This window comes from Candidatus Kryptonium sp., assembly GCA_025060635.1.
Classification (GTDB): Bacteria; Bacteroidota; Ignavibacteria; order Kryptoniales; family Kryptoniaceae; genus Kryptonium.
Map to the genome: position 1 here is coordinate 450,263 of JANXBN010000001.1, position 16,884 is coordinate 467,146.

Genomic DNA, 16,884 nt, shown 5'->3' on the forward strand with positions numbered 1-16,884 from the left:
ATGTTGCTTTTAATTCAGCAAAAATCGTGGTGGTCTTGGCTTTGGGATAATTGGCTTGTTGATATCATCATCAAGGGTGGACCTTACATAATGGTTCCTCTTTTTATCTTTTCGGTAATTTCAATGGGGATAATAATAGAGAGAATTTATCGGTATGTTCGCATTCCAAAGGACAAAAAAATAGCGCAGATGCTTGAGGAAGTTGAGAAGATTTTAAAGGAAAACAAAAAGATTGAGCCAGTTGTTAGATATTTTGAGGAGCAAAGAAACGCTCTTTCTTTTGTGTTTCTTTCAATCTTGAAAAGGTATGAGTTCCTTCTTCAAGAAAATCGGCAAATAAATGATATGCGTCAAGAATTGATGGAAACAGCGGTGGGTTCAACATCAGATTATCTTGAAGAGTTTTTGCCTATAGTTGCAACGATTGCTAATGTTGCGACATTGCTTGGACTCTTTGGGACAATAATTGGTATGATCATGTCGTTTGATGAACTTGCAAAAGGTGGTAGAGGTGATCCAGCGGTCGTTGCACAAGGTATCTCAGTTGCTCTTATAACCACCGCTGCGGGATTAACAGTTGCGATTCCATCTATACTTGGATATAGCTTTTTGAGAAGGCGAGCAGAGAAAATAACGAAACACCTTGAACCGTTTGAAAATCATTTTGTCAATACGCTTTTGCGTGAGCACGGGAGAATTGAAGCTTACAAAGTTATAGTTGCAAGCATTTTTAGAATAAGAAATGGAAACTTGAGCGAAGAAGAGAAGGAGTATTTGAGGCGCAAACGAATTGAGCTTGATATTTCAGACGAAGAAGCCAAGATTATAGAAAACGAAGTGATCAAAAATTTGGAACAGAAAAAATAATTACGCCTGAAAATGAAGAAGAAAAATAAAAATGGCGACTATTCAGTTGACATTAACCTAACTCCAATGATTGATTGTGTTTTTCAGTTGTTGATATTTTTTATGGTGACAACTGTCTTTGCAGTTCAAAGTGGTTTAAAGGTTGATCTACCAACAGCAGCTTCGTCCGATGCTCCACCAGAAAAGGATTTGACAATTGTCATTTCATCAAATGGCGAAATGGACCTGAACGGAAGGCGAGTTACATTTGATAACTTGCAGGAAGAGATGTTAAAAGATAAGGAGATATTTGGGAGCAAGGTTTTGATAATTAAGGCGGATAAAAAAACACTGCATGGAATAGTTGTAAAAGTTATGGATATTGCAAAATTATGCGGGATTGATCAACTCGCCATAGCTACTGAGAAGGAAGAAGAGGAAATTCAAGTTAGATAGTTCGGAAATGGAGAACAGAAATTATAAAATACCAGGGATTGAATTAAGCGATAGGATAGCGCAGTTTATCTACGAGAACAGAAAAGGGCTATTGAAGTTTTTGTTAATTGCGTTTTTGATTCATAGCATTCCTGTGATTTTAAATGTTAGATTGCCGGAGAAGAAAGAGATAAAGCGACCACCAACAACTGTAAAGTTTATCCAAAGACCACCGCGTTTGACGAAGAGCATTGAGTTCAGAAAAATGCCCACTATCGTTGAGCGAGTTCTTCAAAGGTTTGTGTCACCTCAAAAGCCTCGGATGTCGGCTCGTTCAATGACAACCGCGGCAGTTCATGGAGGAACATCGCTTGCTTCGCTTGCAAGACCTGGCGAGTATATTGAGAGAACTTATTCGCCACCTGCGATGTTAGCAGGACCGAGCTTAAATTACGACATAACTGACACACGACATGCTGGAAAAACGATAAAAAGTTTACAGGAAGAATTGATAAGTTATACAAACTTTATGGATAGGTTTGAAGGTTGGCTTGAGCGTGGGCGAAGCAAAGAAGATTGGAGAGGTTTTTTGAATGTTTATCAAGTTGAATACAGAAGCAGTAAATCTGCTCCGAATGGGGAACCTATGTGGAATTATAGACCAGCAGCGTTGCAAAATCTCCAAAGATATGCTATGGAAGTTTTGCCAAATCTTCAGCTCAATCTTATGGGTTCAATTCGCCTTGATTCAAAAAATATACTTGATGTCCCAATTCTTATAATGATGGGCTATGATGGTGAGGTGATATATACAAAAAATGAAGTGGAAAACCTTGCCAAATATCTTCGTTCAGGTGGATTTCTATTTATTGACGATGGGCTTGCCTCTGCGTATGGTCCATTCACAAGATCAGTAAAACAACTTATCAAAGATGCGCTCGGTTATGACGCCGTTTGGGAAAGAATTCCGAACAATCATCCAATTTATCATATTTGGAAAGATTTTGATGGTCCTCCTGCCGGCGATGACCTTGCAAGAGTTGATACAAGAAGACCAGCGCGCGAGGTTTATAATTACCTTGAAGGAATTTGGCTTGGAGGGCGTCTTGCGGTTGTGTTGTCAAATCGTGGATATACGCAAGCTTGGGGTGATTGGCCATATGCAACTCCACCCCTTGATAACGCAAGACAATTACAAATGGGATTAAATATACTTATATTTGCGATGAATCAACCTGGAGGAATCGTTGCGAAAAATAAACAAAAAGTCGTGATGCAACAGTGAAACTAACACACAAAAATTTAATTTTATTTAATGGAGGCGATTTAAAATGAAATTTAATTTTTTACTTTTACTTTTTGCTTTGACATTTTGGGGTTGTGCTTATTTTTTGAGCGAAAATTATGAAGAGCAGAATAAACCAATCGTTGAAAATGTCCTCGCTGTTTCCGATACGCTTGCAACGGTTGTTAAAGATAGCGTTAAGGTAAGCGTAAAACTTTTGACACCAGAAGAAATCAGGAAAATAAGCTCGGGGAAAAGATACGATAAAAAAGATTTTGAGAAAATTTTGAAAGATGAGTATATAAACTACGCACAAGATGACAACGCAGAAGTTCTTTCAGCTTATAATGAATACATCCACCTACAGGAGCAAGGAAATTACTATGATGTCTTTGGAAATCCGATATCACCTCAAGGCGTCCCAAGTCCATTTGAAGATGACTTTGGAAAAATTCCATACCTCGTTTTTGATGTCACAATTGAAAATTTACGCTCAGACAAAATAGAAATAAAACCATCCGCAAGCGTCTTGCTTGATGATAAGAGAAATCAATTTAGGGCTCTTGAAGTTGATGATATAATTCAGACGGAACCGATACCATATCAAATGAGATATATAAATCCATACACGATCTATGATCCGTTTCTTGCTGGTTATTTATTGAATATGCAAAGAAGAGTTGAACTTAATAAAAAGTTTTTGAGAGATATTTTGCTCCGTGATGAGAAAATTTATCCCGGTGTTATTAGAAAGGGATTGATAGTTTTCAAAAAGCCTGTTGAAAAAGTTAAATGGCTTCTTCTCGTCATCCCAGAGGTCGCAATTTATGAGAACAATGAGAAAGTGAAATCCATTGACTTTAGATTTGAATTTGTAAATGAAAAATAAATTTTTGCTGAAAAATGAAAAAGATCTTGTTGGCTATTTTGATGTCATTCATTTTGAGTGGTTGTGATAGCGTCTATCGTTTTCTTTTGTTGCCACCTCAAAAAGTTGAGTATGAAATTCTTCCAGATGTAGAAATGATTAAAACGATCAAAGATACGAGCTATTATATTGGAAAGGATTCAATGACGATTGTTTTTGACAAGGGCACTTTCAAAGTTGAAATTAAATATATGAGCGATTATCAGCTGAATAACTTTGAGTTTCCGGAGGAATCAAAAGGTGGAATTTATTCAACAAATCCTTATACATATGGAGATTGGGTTGATCCTGAGCTTGGCTATACTCCAAATCGTTTCACCGTTTTTAAAGTTTCAATTTACAACTACACTGCGCCGAAAATAAATTTTGATCCAGAAAATGCTATTTTATTAAGCGATCGTGGGGATAGATTTATTGCATACGGGCTTGACGCCAAGACTAGCAAGTTTCATAGCATAGAGGAGTATTACAGGGCAAGGAAGGGTTCCTCCGGTATTGATGAAGAAGTTTTTGAGGCAAGAATGGGAATAGCAAGAAGAACAATGCTAACTTACGGGCGACCGCTTTATAAAGGTGATAGTAGGGAGGGATTAATTGTTTTTGATCCATTATCGGAAGGTGTGGAGAGAATAAAAGTCGTGTTGAAAAATTTCATAATCGGTTATGATGAAAACAATGTTCCAAGCGATTTTATTGATATAAATTTCTATTTCAAGCGAGTTCCAATAATTCGTAGGACAGAGGAGGCAGGTAAGTTGGTTGCGATCGGTGGTGAAAGCGTTGACATAAAAACGATTAAAGATAGGGAAATAAAAATTTTCCAGGTAAAATACGGAGGGGATGGTGAAGAGATAGTTGAATCTGGTTTAAAAAATCTCATTGAATTTCTAAATAAAAAAGAAGGTTTAAATATCACTCTTGAAAGCGGGCGAGCGGAATCTCCGAGTGTTTCTAAATCCGACCTTGTTGTGATCAGTGGCGGTGTGGTGAAACCACAGTTTTCTCCATTGGCAATTGATAATTTCGTTGCGTGTATAAGAAACGGCGGAATTATTTTAATAGATGACTTGAGCCACTCAAGATCAAGTCAGTTCAATCTTGGAGCCAGAGATTTGCTTGATAAAATAAGAGCAAGATTTGAAAGAAGTTATATTGAAAAAGTTTTTCTCTCCCATCCCATATATTCAATCTGGGCTAAAGTAAAAGAATTACCGCTCGGAGCAGACGATATAGTTGAAACAAAGGAATTTGAGAAAGAAGAAAAATATACATACCTTGAGGGACTTTTCTGGCAGAAAAAATTGATAGTTGTCTTCTCAAACAAAGGTTATATGCGGATACTTAGCAAATTTGATAATCCATCCATTGATAATACATCTCAACTTCAACTTTTCTCCAATATACTGCTCTACGCGGTTTCAACTAAACAGTTGGCTATGAAATCAGAATGAAATCGCTTATAGATTTTCAAGTATAAAGTTTGTTATCAGTGTGAATAGATGATACCTTGTTTCCCTCCCAGCTATGCTGTGGTCTTTGTTCGGGTAAAACATCGTGCTGAATTGCTTTCCTGCTTTTTGAAGCCTATCAACAAGTTGGATTGTATTCTGCCAGTGGACATTATCATCAGTTGTGCCGTGAATTACGAGATATTTCCCCTTCAAACCATCAACATATTTTAGCACAGAGCTTTGCTCATATCCCTCTGGATTGAGTTCAGGAGTTTGCATGTATCTTTCAGTGTAAATGGTATCGTATAATCTCCATGTCGTAACAGGTGCAACAGCAACGGCAAGCTTGAAAATATCTCCGAATTTAAAAAGTGTTAAACTTGACATATATCCGCCGTAGCTCCAACCCCATATCCCGATTCTTGAGCTATCAACAAATTTGTATCTTCTGATAAGATAAAGCGCAGCTTCTGCTTGATCTTTTGATTCGTAATAGCCAAGATTTTTATAAATAACATCTCTAAATGCTTTTCCTCTTGCACCTGTTCCGCGACCATCAACGCTAAAGATTATATATCCATTTTGCGCGAGATATTGATACCAAGCATAGTTCCCAAGGTAAGCGTTTCTTACGGTTTGACTTCCAGGTCCTCCATAGACATAGAAAAGAACAGGATATTTTTTGGTTGAATCAAAATTTGCTGGTTTTATCATCCATGCATTAAGTTTCACCCCATCGCTTGTCTCAACAACTTCAAATGTGACTTCGCCTTTATCATAGCCTGCAAGAATGTCATCTGGGTTATCAACGAGAGTTCTTACAAATTTACCAGTGCTTTCATAAAGTTTCCATTTCGGTGGCTTTGTGATCGTAGAGTGGTTGTCAATATAAAATTTTCCCGATGGTGAAAAGTCAATGTTATGCCAACCCGATTCAAGAGTTAGACGCTTTTTGTTCGTGCCTTTGAAATCAATCACATATAAATGTCTTTCCAGAGGCGAAACTTCTGTTGAGGTATAGTAAATTTTCTTATTTTTCTCATCAACGAAGCAGAGTTGTTCAATTTCAAATTCACCTTTTGTGATCTGATTTACGAGTTTCCCATCAATTCTGTAAAGGTATAGGTGGAGCCAACCATCCCTTTCACTTGACCAGATGAAGTGTTGTCCATCTTTTAGAAATGTTAAATGGTCGTGAACATCAACCCAAGTGTTTGATTCTTCCGTTAAAATTAATTTTTGTTCACCAGTTTTAATGTTGTATGATATGAGCTCAAGCCTGTTTTGTAATCTGTTAAGTTTTTGGTAGAAAAAGACATCAGGGTTGGTCGTCCAATTGATTCTTGCGATGTAGATATCTTCGTTTCCAAAATCAATGTATTTTGTCTCGCCCGTTTGAATGTTGACAATTCCAATTTTGACGATTGAATTTGGATAACCAGCATATGGATAGCGTTGATCTATAACTTTAAGATATGTTGGTTCATAATCAATGAGTTTAAAGACAGGAACATTTGATTGATCAAGTCGCCAGAAGGCGATATGTTTCCCATCAGGTGACCACTCATAACCATCAATTATGCTAAACTCTTCTTCGTAAACCCAATCAAAGAGCCCATTTAAAATTGTCTCTGAACCATCAAAGGTAAGCTGCTTGAAATTACCGGTTGAAATTTCATAAATGAAAATGTTGTTGTTTCTTACAAAGCTTATGAACCTGCTATCTGGCGAGAATTTTATAATTGCTTGTTGCTCATCTGTGTTGGTTATTTGCTTCAATGTTTTTGTTTGAAGATCGTAAAGATAAAAATTCCCCCCGGTTTTTAATCTTCTCGCTGGCAAACTTCCTGTAAAAAGAATATACTTTTTGTTTGGCGAGAAAAAGTAAGCGCTCACATTTTTTGAAAAGTTTTCAACTTGTCTATCAAGTTCCGCATAAGTTACAACTTTTTCTTCCCTTCCTGATTTCAGGTCGTATCTATAAATTGCGGTTGATTTTGAAACGGTATCGTATTTTAGCGTCGTATAAGCGTCTTCATCTGAAAGCCATTGTTTTGAAAGGAAATTGGTTCTAAATTTCGTGGTTTTAAAGATGTCTTCAAGTGTTAACTTTTTTTGGGCGAGTGAGGGAAGGATGAAGATAAGAATTAAAATCGCGATGAATGAAAGTTTGGTTCTTTTCATTTCAAAAGCGATGATTTTGTTTTTCAAAATTTTATATAATGTTACTTCAAAATTTTAAAAAGTTCAAGTGTGGTCGTTTTTCCCCAATGTGATTGGTTCGTAATCGTCACAGTCAAGACGAAGTTCAGATATAGATAAAGTTTTGGCGAGGAAATTGCAGTAGTAAGTGGGATTGGAGTGTGGGCTTGAGTCTTTTTTAAGATAAACGCATGAGAAACACATTCGTTGAAGCGTTATAACCCCAGCATCATAAAGTGACTCTATGAATTTCAAGATAAACTCAAGTATTGTCTCTTTTTCCCTTTGATTTAATTTCTTCAAATTGTTTCTCAGAACATCAGTCCAAGTTGAAAGCTGGCTTGCGACCTTTTTACCTTTTGGGGTTAGTTTGATTATTGAGCTCCTTTTATCGCCTATGTCTTTATCTTTTTTAATTAAATTCTTTTTCTCAAGCGATGAGATTGCGTCGCTTACTGTTGCTTTAGTGAGATTAAATTCTTCGGATATAGATGTTATGTTCCTTCTTGATGGCTTGTTGTAAAGTAGATAAATTAAAAATTGAATTTGGATTGGGCTCAAATTTTCTTTCTTTGCCATATCCCATAACAAAACTCTGAAAACTCTTGATATTCTTTCAAGCCCGGCGACGATTTTCGCATCAATGTTTTTATTTTGTTCTGTCGGATCAAAAACAGATGACATATTTTAAAGATGTTAATTTTCCGAAGCGGGTCTAAAAAGCCCCGCCAAGTTTTTCATTTTAATTTACTTTCTATACTGACTAAAAACAAAATCGGACGATTCCTGAGATGCGTGGCAAGAGAAACAATCCTGCTCAGCGTTTTTCACCACTCTTTCTCTTGTATCGCCCTTGAAAGCTTCAAAGCCCCATCCACCAGTTGATTTGAACTTTCTTGAGTTTTTATACATTACCCCAACAACCTTCCTTGAGCCCTCAACATAAGTGTTGTTTTCAAACTTTGCTTCAAGCAGATCAAAGACGATAATTGAACCATCTGGGAATTTTCCAGTTTTATAACCACGAATTGCTTTATCATTAGCGTATATATGATGAATTCCACCAAATGCTTCATAAAGCGGATGCCCTGGCAAAATAATCATTGACTTCACATGAACCCAATTCCGATATCCCTCCGGATATGGAACACTTGAACTTGATTGAGCAGTAAGATTGATAAATAAAAATGAAATCACGCTTAAAACGATGCCCAAAATCAAAATCGCTTTTCTAATCATGGCTCCACCATAATTTTGTTTTTAAAATAGTTAGGATTCCTAACAAATATAATGATTTGATGTTTAAAAGTCAAGCTTAGCTCAAGGAATTTGAGCTTTTGATTTGGATCTATGGATTTGGTTTTTATGACGATTTTTGTAATTTTTTAACAAAAACACCTCAAAAAAAGTGAAAAGCAAAGGACTCTTTGAAAGATTTCTGAGATTTATTGAAAAGGTGGGAAACAAACTGCCTCATCCTGCAACTCTTTTTGCCATATTTTCCTTATTTGTAATTTTGATATCTTATCTCGCAAGTGTTCTGAATTTATCGGTTATTCATCCAGGGACAGGTAAGGAGATAAAGCCTGTGAACTTGTTATCAGTAGAGGGATTGCACAAAATTATTCTTAATCTGGTTAATAATTTCACCTCGTTTGCTCCACTTGGGACTGTCTTAGTGGCTTTGTTGGGTATTTCAATTGCTGAACATAGTGGTTTAATAGGGACTTTGCTTCGTCTTGTAGTTGTTAAATCACCGAAAAAGCTTCTAACGCCTGTTATCGTTTTCCTCGGCGTTCTGTCAAACGCAGCTAGCGAAATAGGTTATGTTCTTTTAGTTCCATTGGCTGGCACTATTTTTCTTGCAGCGGGAAGACATCCAATTGCTGGTCTTGCAGCTGCATTTGCTGGTGTCTCGGGAGGTTATAGTGCCAATATCTTTCTTGGGACTATTGATCCTTTGCTTGCTGGCTTAACACAAGAAGCGGCGCGCATAATTGATAAAACATATGAGGTTAATCCAACAGCAAATTATTACTTTATGGCTGTTTCAACTTTTTTCATCACTATCGCAGGAACGATAGTGACAGAAAAAATAATTGTTCCAAGGTTGGGAGATTATGAAAATAGTTCTGAAGTAGAAGAAATTAAGCCACTTACAAAGGATGAAAAAAGAGGTTTAATTTATGCAACAATTTCTGTTATTATACTTATTGCGATTATCTTGATAGGTCTACTGCCTGAAAATGGATTTCTTCGTGATCAACAATCTGGTGAGTTTCTAAGATCTCCATTTTTAAGGGGAATAGTTTCTTTTATTTTCCTAGCTGGTTTAGTTACGGGCATTGCGTATGGCATCGGAGCAAAAACGATAAGGTCGGATTCAGATGTTATCAAAGGAATGAGCAAAGCAATGGAAACATTAAGTTCATACATAGTTCTTGTATTCTTTGCTTCACAATTTGTTGCTTTCTTCAACTGGACAAATTTGGGTTTAATAATCGCAGTGGAAGGGGCTAACTTTCTAAAGGCGTCGGGTCTTGGTTCAATACCTTTATTTATTTCCTTTATTGCAGTTTCTGCATTTATAAATCTTTTCATGGGGAGTGCTTCAGCAAAATGGGCAATTATGGCTCCGGTTTTCGTCCCGATGTTTATGCTACTTGGTTATACTCCAGAAATAGTTCAAGCAGCTTACAGGGTAGGGGATAGCGTGACAAATATAATTTCACCAATGATGTCTTATTTCGCTTTGATAATTGCCTTTATGAATAAATATGACAAAAAAGCTGGCATAGGGACGCTAATAGCAACTATGCTTCCTTATACAATTGTGTTCTTCATCGTTTGGACTTCACTTTTTGTAGTATGGTTTTTGCTTGAAATACCAGTTGGACCAGGAGCAAGAATTTATTTGAGCGAGTGATTTATTCAAATACAGATTTTTGTTTGCTTATTTTCGTCGTAGAACTGTTTAAATGTGAAAATTTCATTTGCCATGATTAAATAGTGAAAACATTTCAAACTATAACAATGCGACAATTTTAAATTTCTGAAAAAGTAAATCCACAATTTTACTAAAATTGTCTCGCTGTATGTTCTTTGTGATGTCCTTCAACGAAATGTATAACCAATGGAGATTCCACCCCAGATTAATCTTTCAAGAATATCATCCTTTTCTTCTTCGTGAATTAGAAAAGATAGGAGAGGTGTCCAAGCAATGCGGAAAAAGAGTCCACCTTTTTTAGGTTGAAATCTATAACCTATGTTTGCGGTTGGCAAAATAATGGATTCATCGTTATCAAAACCTCCACGAGCGATGATAAATCCTCCACCGATTTCTAAATGATGCGAAGATTCAGGAAATGTTAAGTAATTTATCGTTGCTGGAAATGAAAACGCTAAAAGCGCAGTTCCAATTCCTATCCTTGCAGTTAAATTTGGTTTAAATCTGTAATCGTAATTAGCTGATAAATATAAACCCTGACCAAGTATTTCAAGATAAACGGACGATTTGGCGTGTTCATCTTCCTCGGAGGTTTTTTCCGATTTATGAGGCAATATGTCTGTATAATCTTGCGAAAAAGCGCCATTAGGGAAAATAGATACGACGATAAGCAAAAATAGGAAGATAGCATAATAAATGTTTTTGCGCATGGCTTTATCCCCTTTTGTTTCATGGTTTCATTTAACACGCCTTGTGTAGCCGATGGAGATCCCACCTAATAATACAACTGGTGATTTTTTACCTGGACCGAAAAGATATTGATTTAATCCGTTATCCCCTTTTGAATAAACATCATAAATTGGTGTAAAGTTAATTCTGAAAAAAATTCCACCTTCTTTTCGTTGAAATCTATATCCTATGTTTGCAGTTGGTAGAGGATAGATAAAGAAAAAGGTAACTCCAGCACCAAATTCAAAATGATGTGAACCTTCAGGTCCGGTTAGGAAATTAATTGTAGCTGGAATTGAGGGAAGAATAAAAAATGGAGCTGGTAACAGACCAACACCGATTCTATAGCTTAAATTTTGACGAAATCTGTAATCGTAATTGGCAGAAATCGTAAGACCTTGACCTAATATCTCAATGAAATAGCTACGCTTTGCGTATTTTTCTTGGTTCGCAAATTTAGTCGTCTCTTCTTTGTCATCGCGGGTGTAAATTGATAAATAATTTATACTATTAGCATCATTTTTTTCGGGATATTCCAGCAGTTTTTTTAAGATCGTTTCAATTTTGTCAAGTTTATCTGGCGTGTCGTAGCGTGAGATGTAATTTTGATCTTTATTTTTAAATTTGAATTTAAAGTGAATTTCGTCTTTCCTTCTTTCAACCTTTGGATTTTGAATTTCGGCATATGAGTAAGTTTCTTTTAGCTGGCTTTTTAAACCGACTTGATTTAGAGCGTTGATTAAATTTTCAACGGTCGGTTTTTCAGAAGCTAAATTAATTGCTTTTTTAACTTCTTCGCTCATTTTTTCCTCAGGTGATCCCAAAACTCCTTTTAAAATTTCAACAAGGGTCATTTCTATTATTCCAAAAAATATGGCTTCATTTAAATTTTTATCATCTTCAATTTTAAACCCAGAAGCGCTGACCGAATATCCAGGTTGATTTGAAATTTGGTTTGTTTCTAAATTAACAATGTGTGTATCTGTAAAAAGAAGAATATGTCTTATATAACCTCCGCCAAGCGTTTTCCAGCCGAAGTGATATTTCCAGCAGTCAAGGAGAAATTTGACATTTTCTTTCATAACATTTTGAGAGAAACTTTGGCTATAGAAAATAAGCGAAAAGACAAGCAAAGTTAAAATTATCCCTTTCATTGTCTTGATCCTGTGCATTTTTTTGACTCATTTTTTAATCTTTCAACAATATATAAACTGCGATTGCAGTGGTCAGTTCAAAAATTATGAGTGTAAGTCCAGCGATTTTATCGTAAGTTCTTACAGCGTTTAACTTACTAATATCGCCGGTTTTTAAATACTCATCATATAGTTTATCAGCTTTTGATTTAAAATATACCGAAATAACTCCACTTGCTACGCTTGCTCCAGCTATTGGAATTACGGTTTTCAATTTATCCTTTGGCTCGGTTCTAAGTTCGGTTTCTATTCCATTTTGTGGCGTGAGATTAACCTCAATTTTTTGTGTTTTACCATCTACAAAAACTTCGGCATCTTTATAACCTTTCTTTGTAATTTTTAAAGTTTTGCCGAGTAGATTTTTAAGTTTTAAAATTGCTGGCGTCGTTCCAATGACTGAATCTCCAAGGAAAATGTCCGCTGAAAAGGGATTTGAGCTGATCTTGATGAATTTTTCAAATGTCAATGAAAGATTTAAAGTATCGTTTTCTTTGATTTCAATTTTTTGAGTTATATCCTGCTCAAGCCAATCGGATAATTCCGGATTCTTAATTTTAAGTGTATATGTGCCAACTTTGATTTTTAAATTCACAATTGGGGTTCGTCCAACGAGTTCAGAGTCAATATAAACAAAAGCCCCGTTTGGTTCAGTATTTATATTTACAAAGCCATACTTCTCTTGTGATAAAACGAGTTGAATTGTGAAGAAAAGAAAGATTAAAATTTTCATTCTTGATTCATTTGTTTTGTTTTAAAGGCATAGATGAACCTGTCCTCGGAGACAACGAATAAGTAATTTTTCCAGACGACGGGCGTTGATTTTATCCTCCCGCCTGTTTCATAATTCCAGAGCAGTTTTCCATTTTTAATGTCAACTGCGTAGATATTTTTATCAAGTGAACCGAAGAAAACGACATCGTCTGAAACGAGCGGTGATGAATTTATCACACTTTTTGCTTTGAAGTTCCAGAGCATATTTCCAGTTTTCTTGTTCAATGCGTAAAGTTTTCCTGAAGCTGTCCCGAAAAATATCATTGAGTCCTTGATCGCAGAGCCACTGTAAATTTTTGAATTAGTTTGAAATTTCCATTCAACATCGCCTTTTTTTGAATTCAAAGCGTAAAATGAACCGTTCAATGTTCCAAAAAAGATTTTTCCTTCTGAGACAGAAATAGGTGCGAATACGGAAGATTTAGAATCAAATTTCCAAAGCAATTTTCCAGTTTCAAGATCAAGGCAATAAACATTTCCATCATCGCAAGCAAAGAATACATTTTTTCCATCTGAAGCAGGAGTTGAACGGATCGGTTTTTGAACTTTATATTCCCACAATTTTTCAAGTATGTCATGCTTTATTCGGTAGTTTATCACGGAACCATCAATTGTAGCAATGATTATGTTGTCATTAACAAGCAGAGGGGATGATTCAATACCGCCAATTTTTTCACGCCATATAGTTTTGCCGAGATTTATGTCAATTAATTCAAGCGTATTTTTTCCATGTGCACTTGGAAGTATTAATCTATTTTTATAAATCACTGGTGTTGCCGATATTGAAGATTCGGATTCAATGGAGCCGATTTTTTTGCCGGTTTCAATATCAATTACCTGAACTTCTCCAGCAAGCGTTGCGACGAATAAAATTCCATCAGCAATCACAATGGGGCTATATGAAAATCCAGCGCCTGCGTTATATTTCCAAGCAAGTTGGAACGGAGGTGCAATGTTAAAGTAAGAAACATTCAAATTCTGCGGTGAATTGCCATACTGAATCCAATCAAATTCCCTCGTCACTATACTTTTCTCAAGTTTAAAAGATGCACACGAAGCAAAGATTAATAGTAGAAAAGAGATTTTTCTCATGCCATGGTGTTGATTTTTTTAAAAGTCCCATCCGAAGAAGAACTGGTGGAAAAATGATTTTTGAATTCTTGAAAGATTATTTTCAATTCTTTTCCCGACATCATATCTTAACACGAGAACTCCACCGATGTTAAATCTTATCCCAAATCCAAAGCTTCCGAGTGTTTCTGTATATTTGTTATCCCAAGCGTTTCCAGTGTCAAAGAATAAAGCGCCTCGTATTGAGCCGATGAAAATTCCACCAAACGGAAACTTTATATCAAATTTATCAATGAATGGAAATCTTAACTCTTGGCTTACAAGCCAAAGTTTTTTACCTCTTATTGACCATCTTTCGTAACCTCTTAAGTCCCAGCTTCCTCCCATGAACCATCTTCTTGCTTCTTTGCCTTCGTTATAAAAAAGTGTCAATCTAACAGCGTATGCAGATCGCGTTGATAATCTGAAATAATGTCTGTAGTCAAAGATTAAAGTATAATAGTTAACATTTGAAAATTGGATATCTGTCGTGTAGGCGAGCGTGATGTTAAATCTTTTCCCGTCAATTGGACCTGTTGAAGACCAGAGCGAATTATCAAAAACATAAGAAAGCGAGTTTGAGAGAAGCATTGCTTTCCTTTCACCGAATCCAAAAATTATCGCTTTATCCGAACGGTTTAGCATAATACTTGCTTCAATTCTTCTGAAGACGGAAATCGGATAGCTAAGCGCAAAGTATCCGCCATACGCTTTCTCGTAATAAAAGAGATCTGGATCTGTAAGATCGTACCTTCTTCCAGCGAAGTGAAAGATTCCATAAGCAAAATTGGTTCTCTTGCTGAGGGAAACTCGTGATATCGCTATGTTAAAACTTTTCAAAATCTCATCTCTCGTTTGGGCGGTGTTGTAGACAAGAAAGTAATATCTCTCGTTTCCCAAAAGATCACTTATGGCAATTGCAGCACCTCCGACGGTTCCAAATATCGGATCAGTTGATATTTGGCTTTGGGCTATGTCAAGATCATATTTACCGCGATATGTGGCTACATTTACTTTTTGAATCCCGTGAATTCGTGGCGTGTCCCAGTGGGTTTTGTCAATTTCATTGAGATCTATTTTCAAGGTTAAACTCGGTTTTTCAATTTTTTCTTTGACATAGTCAATCATTCTTATTTGAAATTTCAAATTTTCAAGAGCGACAAAAATTATTCTTCCATCATCTGTCCAAACCGGATCAAATGCAGAAGTGGTCAGGTTTGTAATTTGCTTTATTTCAAGTGATTCATATCCATCGGATATTAAGGAGCCATCAGCTTCAGCTACAAATTTTTTCTGTGATAGATCAATTATCCAAATGTTTTGGGTTCCATCAATATCTGCAACGAACGCGAGGAATTTACCATCTGGAGACCAAGAGGGCGAGGCACAGGAGAAATTGCCATAGACGAGATATTCAATTTTATCATTTTTAACATCATATGTAAAGATGTTATATTTTCCGTCAATCCCGAAGTTTGTTCTATCCGAGATGAAAGCAATTTTATCCCCGTTTGGCGCCCATGCGACTTCGCGGTCATCATAAAAATCGTTTGTTAATTTCTTTAAATCTTTCGTTTGGATGTTGAAGATGTAGATATCGCTGTATCCAGATTTATCAATTGCCGTCAGAGCCAGATTGTTTCCATCGGGTGAAAAAGAAAGTGAGGTTATCATCACGAGGGAATTAAATTGGAATGTATTGACAATTTTTCCGTCCTTTAGATCATAGATATGTATTGCGTCGTGGTCGCCTGCTTTTGTTATAAAAGCAAGTTTATCTTTTTTGATGTCAATTTTGGTTCTAAAAAGATGAAAAGCTTCAAGATTATCTGAGCGTTCTCCTTCTATGACTACTTTGGGTTTGGCGTTTGCTTTGAGTTCAACTTTATAAATGTTCGTATATCCTGTTATATTTCCAACAAAGAAAATTTCTTTTTTATCGCCGTCTTTGTGAAAAACTGGTTTCATGTTAAATCCTTCAACTATGATCGGTTTAGATACGGCACTTGGTGGGTCATTGTATTTAAGCAATGGGTAATACTTTTTCTTCAGGTGATATAGCCATTCCTCATCAAATTGTTTGTAGTTTTTTCCGATCGTTAGTTCAAAAACTTTTTCGAAGGAGCTTGCTTTCCAAAAGTTTTCAAGTAGTAGCAAAATTTTTTCTTCACCATATTTTTCAGCGATGTATTCAAGGATGTTTTGACCTTCTTTATACATCAGAAAGGTTCCGTAGATTCTATCCATTTCAGATAAAGGGACGATGTAGTCGTTTAGGACAGCATCTCTTAAAAGCATCTCGGCTTGATTGTCCCATTTTGTAGACCAAAATTCGGCGAGTCCTTCAGTAAACCATAGAGGTGGCATTCTGTCAGAGGGTTGTCTTCGGTCTTTAAGAACGCGTTGGATTTTGTGAAGTGTGAAGACATGAACAAGCTCGTGCTTTATCACATGTTTAAATTGGTAGATTGAGCCGTCAAATGGTATGACAACTCTTCCCTTTATGAATTCAAAAAATCCACCAACTCCTTCTGGAATTAGCCCTGGGGTGGTGTTTGTTTGCTGGAAGTATAAGTGTGAGCTGTAAAAGACAAGCGGGATCTTGTTTAAAATGTTTATATTGAATTTTTCTTGAAGTTCTGCGTATGCTTCTTCCGCAAAGTATGCACCTCTTTCAGCGAGGTCTTTCATCTCAGGATGATAATAAATATCAAAATGTTCGGTTTTGAGCACATCCCATTGAAACTCCGTATATTGAACCTTGTTTCGCCCAAAATAATACCATTGTGCAAGGCAGGAGGAGTAAAGGAAGAGAGAAATAAGAATTAAATTTATCGTTTTTTTCATGGCTTTCGGACGAAGTTTATTTGGAACCTACTTCAAATTTAAAAACGCTTTGGGACTTAGTCAAGTTCAGATGTGTTAATATGTTTTTGCGGAAAGTTTTTAGTATATTTGTAAAGAAAAAATCAAAAACATTACTGTAA

General features: G+C 36.1%; 14 protein-coding genes. 6 read left to right on the plus strand and 8 right to left on the minus strand.

Translation table 11 applies throughout. The features are described from left to right. The 5 genes from NZ923_02130 to NZ923_02150 are packed head-to-tail and all read left to right on the plus strand — an operon-like array spanning window position 1 to window position 4,945. Window positions 1-867, plus strand: coding sequence for a MotA/TolQ/ExbB proton channel family protein (locus tag NZ923_02130; protein MCS7228817.1), 867 nt, complete (start codon window positions 1-3; stop codon window positions 865-867). A 12-nt stretch (window positions 868-879) separates the two neighbouring features. Then, entirely contained in the window at window positions 880-1,302 is a 423-nt protein-coding gene (locus tag NZ923_02135; protein MCS7228818.1) for a biopolymer transporter ExbD, read from the plus strand. Between the two features lie 7 nt (window positions 1,303-1,309). Continuing rightward, window positions 1,310-2,566: a DUF4159 domain-containing protein gene (locus NZ923_02140; GenBank protein MCS7228819.1), complete on the plus strand. Its 1,257-nt coding sequence runs from the start codon at window positions 1,310-1,312 to the stop codon at window positions 2,564-2,566. A gap of 46 nt (window positions 2,567-2,612) precedes the next feature. Then, complete coding sequence (locus NZ923_02145) at window positions 2,613-3,455, plus strand: hypothetical protein (GenBank protein MCS7228820.1); 843 nt, start codon at window positions 2,613-2,615, stop codon at window positions 3,453-3,455. 41 nt (window positions 3,456-3,496) lie between these two features. Beyond that, on the plus strand, window positions 3,497-4,945 hold the full coding sequence (locus NZ923_02150) for a DUF4159 domain-containing protein (protein MCS7228821.1): 1,449 nt from the start codon (window positions 3,497-3,499) through the stop codon (window positions 4,943-4,945). Between the two features lie 6 nt (window positions 4,946-4,951). Here NZ923_02150 and NZ923_02155 read toward each other — a convergent pair whose 3' ends face one another. The 3 genes from NZ923_02155 to NZ923_02165 all read right to left on the minus strand — a co-directional run bounded on the left by NZ923_02155 (window position 4,952) and on the right by NZ923_02165 (window position 8,386). After that, complete coding sequence (locus tag NZ923_02155; GenBank protein ID MCS7228822.1) at window positions 4,952-7,129, minus strand: S9 family peptidase; 2,178 nt, start codon at window positions 7,127-7,129, stop codon at window positions 4,952-4,954. A gap of 63 nt (window positions 7,130-7,192) precedes the next feature. Continuing rightward, window positions 7,193-7,831 (minus strand): MarR family transcriptional regulator, encoded by a 639-nt coding sequence (locus tag NZ923_02160; protein ID MCS7228823.1) that lies wholly within the window; start codon window positions 7,829-7,831, stop codon window positions 7,193-7,195. 63 nt (window positions 7,832-7,894) lie between these two features. Beyond that, window positions 7,895-8,386 (minus strand): cytochrome P460 family protein, encoded by a 492-nt coding sequence (locus tag NZ923_02165; GenBank protein ID MCS7228824.1) that lies wholly within the window; start codon window positions 8,384-8,386, stop codon window positions 7,895-7,897. Between the two features lie 169 nt (window positions 8,387-8,555). On the opposite strand from NZ923_02165, the gene NZ923_02170 reads away from it, so the two are divergent. Then, complete coding sequence (locus NZ923_02170; protein MCS7228825.1) at window positions 8,556-10,073, plus strand: AbgT family transporter; 1,518 nt, start codon at window positions 8,556-8,558, stop codon at window positions 10,071-10,073. Between the two features lie 188 nt (window positions 10,074-10,261). Here NZ923_02170 and NZ923_02175 read toward each other — a convergent pair whose 3' ends face one another. Genes NZ923_02175 through NZ923_02195 form a run of 5 tightly spaced genes read right to left on the minus strand, consistent with a single transcriptional unit; the run spans window position 10,262 to window position 16,744 of the window. Beyond that, window positions 10,262-10,804 carry a hypothetical protein gene (locus NZ923_02175; protein ID MCS7228826.1) on the minus strand — a complete coding sequence of 181 codons (543 nt, stop codon included), beginning with the start codon at window positions 10,802-10,804 and terminating at the stop codon, window positions 10,262-10,264. Between the two features lie 27 nt (window positions 10,805-10,831). Beyond that, complete coding sequence (locus NZ923_02180; GenBank protein MCS7228827.1) at window positions 10,832-11,995, minus strand: hypothetical protein; 1,164 nt, start codon at window positions 11,993-11,995, stop codon at window positions 10,832-10,834. 16 nt (window positions 11,996-12,011) lie between these two features. Continuing rightward, the gene (locus NZ923_02185) at window positions 12,012-12,746 is read right to left on the minus strand and encodes a PEGA domain-containing protein (protein MCS7228828.1); all 735 of its coding nucleotides are present in this window, start codon (window positions 12,744-12,746) and stop codon (window positions 12,012-12,014) included. Continuing rightward, a complete protein-coding gene (locus tag NZ923_02190) occupies window positions 12,743-13,879 on the minus strand; it encodes a PQQ-binding-like beta-propeller repeat protein (GenBank protein ID MCS7228829.1) in 1,137 nt (378 codons plus the stop codon). The genes NZ923_02185 and NZ923_02190 overlap by 4 nt, the downstream gene beginning before the upstream one ends. 18 nt (window positions 13,880-13,897) lie before the next feature. Then, window positions 13,898-16,744: a BamA/TamA family outer membrane protein gene (locus NZ923_02195; protein MCS7228830.1), complete on the minus strand. Its 2,847-nt coding sequence runs from the start codon at window positions 16,742-16,744 to the stop codon at window positions 13,898-13,900. Between the last annotated feature and the right edge of the window lie 140 nt (window positions 16,745-16,884).

Bases quoted from the DNA above. Each gene is read 5' to 3' on its own strand.
- NZ923_02160 (MCS7228823.1), bottom strand. From the start codon at position 7,831: ATGTCATCTGTTTTTGATCCGACAGAACAAAATAAAAACATTGATGCG.
- NZ923_02190 (MCS7228829.1), bottom strand. From the start codon at position 13,879: ATGAGAAAAATCTCTTTTCTACTATTAATCTTTGCTTCGTGTGCATCT.
- NZ923_02155 (MCS7228822.1), bottom strand. From the start codon at position 7,129: ATGAAAAGAACCAAACTTTCATTCATCGCGATTTTAATTCTTATCTTC.
- NZ923_02180 (MCS7228827.1), bottom strand. From the start codon at position 11,995: ATGCACAGGATCAAGACAATGAAAGGGATAATTTTAACTTTGCTTGTC.
- NZ923_02130 (MCS7228817.1), top strand. From the start codon at position 1: ATGTTGCTTTTAATTCAGCAAAAATCGTGGTGGTCTTGGCTTTGGGAT.
- NZ923_02135 (MCS7228818.1), top strand. From the start codon at position 880: ATGAAGAAGAAAAATAAAAATGGCGACTATTCAGTTGACATTAACCTA.
- NZ923_02175 (MCS7228826.1), bottom strand. From the start codon at position 10,804: ATGCGCAAAAACATTTATTATGCTATCTTCCTATTTTTGCTTATCGTC.
- NZ923_02185 (MCS7228828.1), bottom strand. From the start codon at position 12,746: ATGAAAATTTTAATCTTTCTTTTCTTCACAATTCAACTCGTTTTATCA.
- NZ923_02140 (MCS7228819.1), top strand. From the start codon at position 1,310: ATGGAGAACAGAAATTATAAAATACCAGGGATTGAATTAAGCGATAGG.
- NZ923_02165 (MCS7228824.1), bottom strand. From the start codon at position 8,386: ATGATTAGAAAAGCGATTTTGATTTTGGGCATCGTTTTAAGCGTGATT.
- NZ923_02150 (MCS7228821.1), top strand. From the start codon at position 3,497: ATGTCATTCATTTTGAGTGGTTGTGATAGCGTCTATCGTTTTCTTTTG.
- NZ923_02145 (MCS7228820.1), top strand. From the start codon at position 2,613: ATGAAATTTAATTTTTTACTTTTACTTTTTGCTTTGACATTTTGGGGT.
- NZ923_02195 (MCS7228830.1), bottom strand. From the start codon at position 16,744: ATGAAAAAAACGATAAATTTAATTCTTATTTCTCTCTTCCTTTACTCC.